Source organism: Actinomadura sp. NPDC048032, from assembly GCF_040653175.1.
GTDB lineage: Bacteria > Actinomycetota > Actinomycetes > Streptosporangiales > Streptosporangiaceae > Spirillospora > Spirillospora verrucosospora.
The window spans coordinates 1-5,343 of sequence record NZ_JBEZJP010000499.1 but is presented as its reverse complement, the minus strand read 5'-3'; the positions used below and the strand labels follow the sequence as shown (position 1 = coordinate 5,343).

At 72.6% G+C, this 5,343-nt stretch carries 6 protein-coding genes; 5 read left to right on the top strand and 1 reads right to left on the bottom strand.

All coding sequences use genetic code 11. The annotated features are described in order from the left end of the window. Positions 1 to 555 (top strand): hypothetical protein (locus AB0C69_RS37405; protein WP_360360451.1); only part of this gene is annotated, 555 nt, incomplete at its 5' end. Positions 556 to 583: 28 nt separating this feature from the next. Here the strand turns inward: AB0C69_RS37405 and AB0C69_RS37400 are convergent. Continuing rightward, on the bottom strand, positions 584 to 2,158 hold the full coding sequence (locus AB0C69_RS37400) for a Na+/H+ antiporter (protein ID WP_360360448.1): 1,575 nt from the start codon (positions 2,156 to 2,158) through the stop codon (positions 584 to 586). Between the two features lie 221 nt (positions 2,159 to 2,379). Here AB0C69_RS37400 and AB0C69_RS37395 point away from each other — a divergent pair, with 221 nt between their 5' ends. The 4 genes from AB0C69_RS37395 to AB0C69_RS37380 all read left to right on the top strand — a co-directional run. Beyond that, positions 2,380 to 2,931 carry a CGNR zinc finger domain-containing protein gene (locus tag AB0C69_RS37395; protein ID WP_360360445.1) on the top strand — a complete coding sequence of 184 codons (552 nt, stop codon included), beginning with the start codon at positions 2,380 to 2,382 and terminating at the stop codon, positions 2,929 to 2,931. Between the two features lie 341 nt (positions 2,932 to 3,272). Beyond that, positions 3,273 to 4,307 carry a GDP-mannose 4,6-dehydratase gene (locus tag AB0C69_RS37390; protein ID WP_345176365.1) on the top strand — a complete coding sequence of 345 codons (1,035 nt, stop codon included), beginning with the start codon at positions 3,273 to 3,275 and terminating at the stop codon, positions 4,305 to 4,307. A gap of 32 nt (positions 4,308 to 4,339) precedes the next feature. Then, the gene (locus tag AB0C69_RS37385; RefSeq protein ID WP_345176315.1) at positions 4,340 to 4,603 is read left to right on the top strand and encodes a UBP-type zinc finger domain-containing protein; all 264 of its coding nucleotides are present in this window, start codon (positions 4,340 to 4,342) and stop codon (positions 4,601 to 4,603) included. Next, positions 4,603 to 5,343, top strand: a 741-nt coding sequence (locus AB0C69_RS37380; RefSeq protein WP_360360442.1) for an MFS transporter, incomplete at its 3' end; no start/stop codon positions are given. The genes AB0C69_RS37385 and AB0C69_RS37380, both read left to right, overlap by 1 nt.

Genomic DNA, 5,343 nt, shown 5'->3' with positions numbered 1-5,343 from the left:
GGGGCTGCCGCGGCGATGAGCGCCGCTTCCAGGATTCTGGTCGCGCGAGGCAAGAACGAGCCCCAGGAGATGGAGAACCCCGACGTCGCCTGGGGACAGCGCGCCCGTGACGGAGTGTGGGTGCCGACCCGGGACGGGCAGCGGATCCACCTCGGGATCGACGTCGCCGCGGCCGACACCGTCGCCCAGGTGCTGCGCCCGAGCCTGCGGGTCTTCGTCGGAGTGGACGTCGACACCGACATCGTCGCGCAGACGACGGCCGGCGGCGTGCGCCTGCTCACGGTGATCCACGGCCCCGACGCGCCCACGGAGTTCCGGTTCGCGATCTCCCTCGCCGACGGGCTCGCGCTGGAGTCGATGCCGTCCGGCGGCTACGACGTCGTGCACCTGCGGTACGGCGCCACGGTGGGGCGGCTCTACAACCCGTGGGCGAGCGACTTGATGTTCCGCCAGGTGAAGGCGGACTACGCCCTGGACGGCTCGGCCGTCACGATGCGCATCCAGCACACCGACGCCTACTACCCCGTCGTCGCCGACCCCCACTACGAGCGCTGACGCCCCGGCCGCGGCGGCGGGACCGGGTTCAGGAGGGCGGCCGCCTCACCGCCACGGGGTCCTCGAAGTCGAGCTCCCGCCCGATCTCGCGGAGCGTCTCGGCGCCGATCCGGCCCTTGCGGTAGAGCGCCTGGAGCCTGGCGCGCTGCGCCGTGACCAGCTCGGTGCGGACGCGGCTGCTGTCCGGCGGGCGTGGCCCCTCGGCGCCCTCCCGGTCCAGGAAGTACCGGACGCGTTCGAGTCGCAGTTCGAGCATCTGCCGGAAGGCCTCGGCCGTCTGGTCGTCGACCTCGTCCTCCTCGGCGAGCTCGTCCAGCCGGGCCAGGGCCGCCTGGAGCCCCGCCTTGCGGGCGAGCATCGACTCCGTGCGCCGCCGTTCCGGCTCGATCAGCCCGAGCCGGCGCAGCAGGAGCGGCAGGAGCGGCGCCTGCCCGACCAGCGTGACCAGCACGACGAGCGCGGCGAGCAGGACCAGCAGCCCGCGCTCGCCGCCGAGGCCGATGGGCAGCGACAGCGCGATGGCCAGTGAGATCGCTCCGCGCATGCCGCCGAGGCCGATGACGAGCCGCTCCCGCAGGCCGAGGTCGGCCTGGCTGCGCCGGCCGCCGGGCACCAGCCGGGCGAGCGGCCCGTTGCCGAGCTGCCAGAGCAGCCGGACGCCGATGGCCACGGCCGACACCGCGAGCGCGACCGCCACCACCGTCCCCCAGGTCCGGCCGCCCGGGGCGCGCACGATCTCCCGGATCTCCAGGCCGAGCAGGACGAACAGCGCCGACTCCAGCAGGAAGGTGAGGATCCGCCAGAAGGTGGTGCCGGCCAGGCGCGAGGCGGGCTGCAGGAAACCCTCCCCGTGCGTGCCGATGGAGAACCCCGCGACGACCGTCGCGAGCACCCCGGACGCGCCGAACCGGTCCGCGGGGATGAAGGCGACGTAGGGCGTGACGAGGGAGACGATGATCTGGCTGACGGGATCGCTGATCCACCGCCGGATCCGGCGGACGACGACGCCGACGACCAGCCCGTAGGCCACGCCGCCGAGCACGATCTGGGCCACCCGGGCCGCACCGTGCGCCACGGTGAAGTCGGTGCCGAGCGCCTCGACCGCCAGCCCGAAGATCGTCAGCGCGGCGCCGTCGTTGATCAGGCTCTCGCCCTCCAGGATGGTGACCATCCGCGGCGGCGCGCCCAGCCGCTGCATCACCGCCGTCGCCGCCACCGGGTCGGTGGGCGACACCGCGGCGCCGAACGCCAGCGCGGCGGTCCAGCCGACGTCCGGCAGCAGGACGTGCAGCGTCGCGGCCACCGCGACCGTCGTGACGGTGGTCAGGCCGAAGGCCAGCGCGAAGATGGGCACGGCATCGGCGCGGGCCTCGCGCGGGGCGGTGAAGAACGCCGCGTGGTAGAGCAGCGGCGGCAGGAACCCGAGCAGCACTACCTCGGGCGGGACGACGACCGCGGGCAGCGCCGGCACGAACCCGGCCGCCAGGCCGAGCAGGACGAGCACGATGGCGTCCGGCACGCGCAGCCGCCCGGCCAGCCCGCGGGCCAGCAGGACCACGACGGCGACGGCCAGGAAGACGACGAAGAGCCGGTCCTCCTCCACGGCGATGGTCCTTGCCGGAAAGCGGCGGGGTAGTCGCGGGGGCGAGCCACGGGATGGAACGTTCCGTTCGGATGCCGGCGCCGTGGGCGCCAGCGTGTCCTGGCGGGGTGGGCGCCGACGTGCGCGGTTCCCGTCATAGGGTGGGGTCCACGGGCCGCGTCCCGGCCCCGGCGACGACGCCGGGCGCCCGACCGCCCGGGTCCCCCGAGACTGGAGTCATCGTGATCTTCACTCATGACACCGAGCACGCGCTCGCCGTCGTCGTCGACCTGATCAACACGAGCGCGGCGGCGTCCGGTGCGGAGGAGCTCGGCGGGCTGCCCGGGCTGCGGGAGTTCGTGGACCGCAACGCCTTCAGCGACGTGGGCGAGCTCACCGCCGCCGACCTGGCCCGCGTGCTGGACCTGCGCGGCCGCTTCCACGCGGTGTTCCGCTCCGGGGACGTCCCCTCCGCCGTCCGGCGGATCAACGAGATCGTCGGCGAGGTCCGCACCACGCCGCACCTGACCGACCACGACGGCTACCACTGGCACGTGCACTTCTTCGCGCCGGGCGCGCCTCTCGGCGAGCACCTGGCCGCCGACTGCGGCATGGCGCTCGCCTACGTGGTCGCCGCGGGCGAACTGGACCGGCTGCGCACCTGCGAGGCCCCGGACTGCTCGCGCGTCCTGGTGGACCTGTCCCGCAACCGCTGCCGCCGCTACTGCGACAGCCGCACCTGCGGCAACCGCATGCACGTCGCCGCCTACCGCGCCCGCCAGCGCGCGGTCTGATCGCAGCATCGCTCCGGCTCGCCTAGAGGCTCGCTGCGCGATCGGTTTCTCGCGGGCTCGAAACTGCCTTCGGACGCGATCGCAGCCGTCCAGGCGCGGCCACGGTGGCGGCTCCGGGCGTGGCTGCGGGGTGGCCTGGGGTCTCGCCGACGGCGTCCTTGTTGGACGCTGTGACCAGTACCGGGCGGCCGGGGGCGGGCGAACCAGAAGGGAATTCGGTTCAAACGGTGCCCTCCCTCGTCATGGACGTGGCCTGGTCGGTAACCTCATAAATCACGCTCGCGGCGGGTTTGGGCCCGCGGCGGGCCCGCGTCGGACCTATTTCAGCCATGGAGGATCCGCTGTCCAGGCGAGCACTCATCACCGGCATCACCGGACAGGACGGCTCGTATCTGGCCGAGCATCTGCTTGAGCTGGGATACGAGGTCTGGGGCCTGGTGCGGGGGCAGGCGAACCCCCATGTGTCGCGGCTCCGCAAGCACATCGGCGACGTGCAGATCACCACCGGGGACCTGCTGGACCAGGGCAGCCTGATCTCGGCGGTGGAGCGGGTGCGGCCCGACGAGGTCTACAACCTGGGCGCGATCTCCTACGTGCCGATGTCGTGGCAGCAGGCGGAGCTGACCGCCGAGGTCACCGGGATGGGCGTGCTGCGCATGCTGGAGGCCATCCGGGTGGTGTCGGGGATCAGCCCGTCCCGTACGCCGGGCGACGGGCAGATCCGCTTCTACCAGGCGTCGTCCTCGGAGATGTTCGGGATGGTGCGCGAGACGCCGCAGAACGAGAAGACCCCGTTCCACCCGCGCAGCCCCTACGGGGTGGCGAAGAGCTACGGCCACTACATCACGCAGAACTACCGCGAGTCCTACGGCATGTTCGCGGTGAGCGGGATCCTGTTCAACCACGAGTCGCCGCGCCGGGGCGCGGAGTTCGTCACGCGGAAGGTGTCGCTGGGCGCCGCCCGCATCAAGCTGGGCCTGGCGACCGAGCTGCGTCTCGGCAACCTGGAGGCCCGCCGCGACTGGGGCTACGCGGGCGACTACGCCCGGGCGATGCGGATGATGCTGGCGCAGGACTCCCCGGAGGACTACGTCATCGGGACGGGCCAGACCCAGTCGGTGCGCGAGCTGGTGGAGTTCGCCTTCCGCACCGCGGGCCTGGACTGGCAGGACCACGTCGTCCTGGACGCCAAGTACACGCGCCCTGCCGAGGTCGACCTGCTGTGCGCCGACCCGAAGAAGGCCCGCGAGCAGCTCGGCTGGGAGCCCGAGGTGACCTTCGAGGGGCTGGTGACCATGATGGTCGAGTCGGACCTGCGGCTGCTGTCGCGGTCCGCGCGCCCCGAGGACGAGCCGTTCAGCCCCGACCATTGGTAATCCGGTTACCACGGCCGTGGCACGATTCAGGTATGGCCACCTGTGAGCACGTGCAGTCCCTTCCGATCGAGGATCCGTCCCCGAACACACCCCAGGGATGCGAGGACTGCCTCAGAGAGGGAACACGCTGGGTCCACCTGCGGCTCTGCCTGAGCTGCGGGCATGTCGGATGCTGCGATTCCTCGCCCATGCGGCATGCCAGCGGGCACTTCCACAAGGAGGGGCACCCGATCGTCCGCTCGTTCGAGCCGGGCGAGGACTGGCGCTGGTGCTTCGTCGACGAACTGATCGTCTGATGCCGGACGTCCGGCTGGGCACCGGGCCGGGACGCTGGATCCTGCTGGCGACGGTGCTCGGATCGAGCGTGGCGTTCCTCGACTCCACCGTCGTGAACGTGGCGCTGCCCAGGCTGGCCCGCGACCTGAACGCCGACATGGCCGGGCTCCAGTGGACGGTGAACGCCTACACGCTCACGCTCGCGGGCTTCATCCTGCTGGGCGGCTCCCTCGGGGACCGGTTCGGACGCCGCCGGATCTTCCTCATCGGCACGGTGTGGTTCGCGGTCGCCTCGGTACTGTGCGGCGTGGCGCCGAACGTCGAGACGCTGGTCATGGCGCGGGCGCTGCAGGGCGTGGGCGGAGCGCTGCTCACCCCGGGCTCGCTGGCGATCATCCAGGCGTCGTTCACGGCCGACGACCGCCCCCGCGCGGTCGGCGCCTGGTCGGGCCTCGGCGGCGTCGCCGGCGCGATCGTGCCGTTCCTGGGCGGCTGGCTCGTGGAGGCGGCCGGATGGCGGTGGGTGTTCCTGCTGAACGTTCCGCTCGCCGCCGTCGTGGTGCTGGTCGCGGTCCGGCACGTCCCCGAGAGCGTCGACCCGCAGGCCCACGGGCGCTTCGACGTGCTCGGCGCGGCCCTGGCGGCGCTGGCCCTGGCGGGGACGACGTACGCGCTGACGGAGGCCGCCAAGCGCGGCGGGACGGAGACGCGGGCGCTGGCGGGCAGGAACATCGCGCTCGTCTTCGAGAAGCCCTCCACC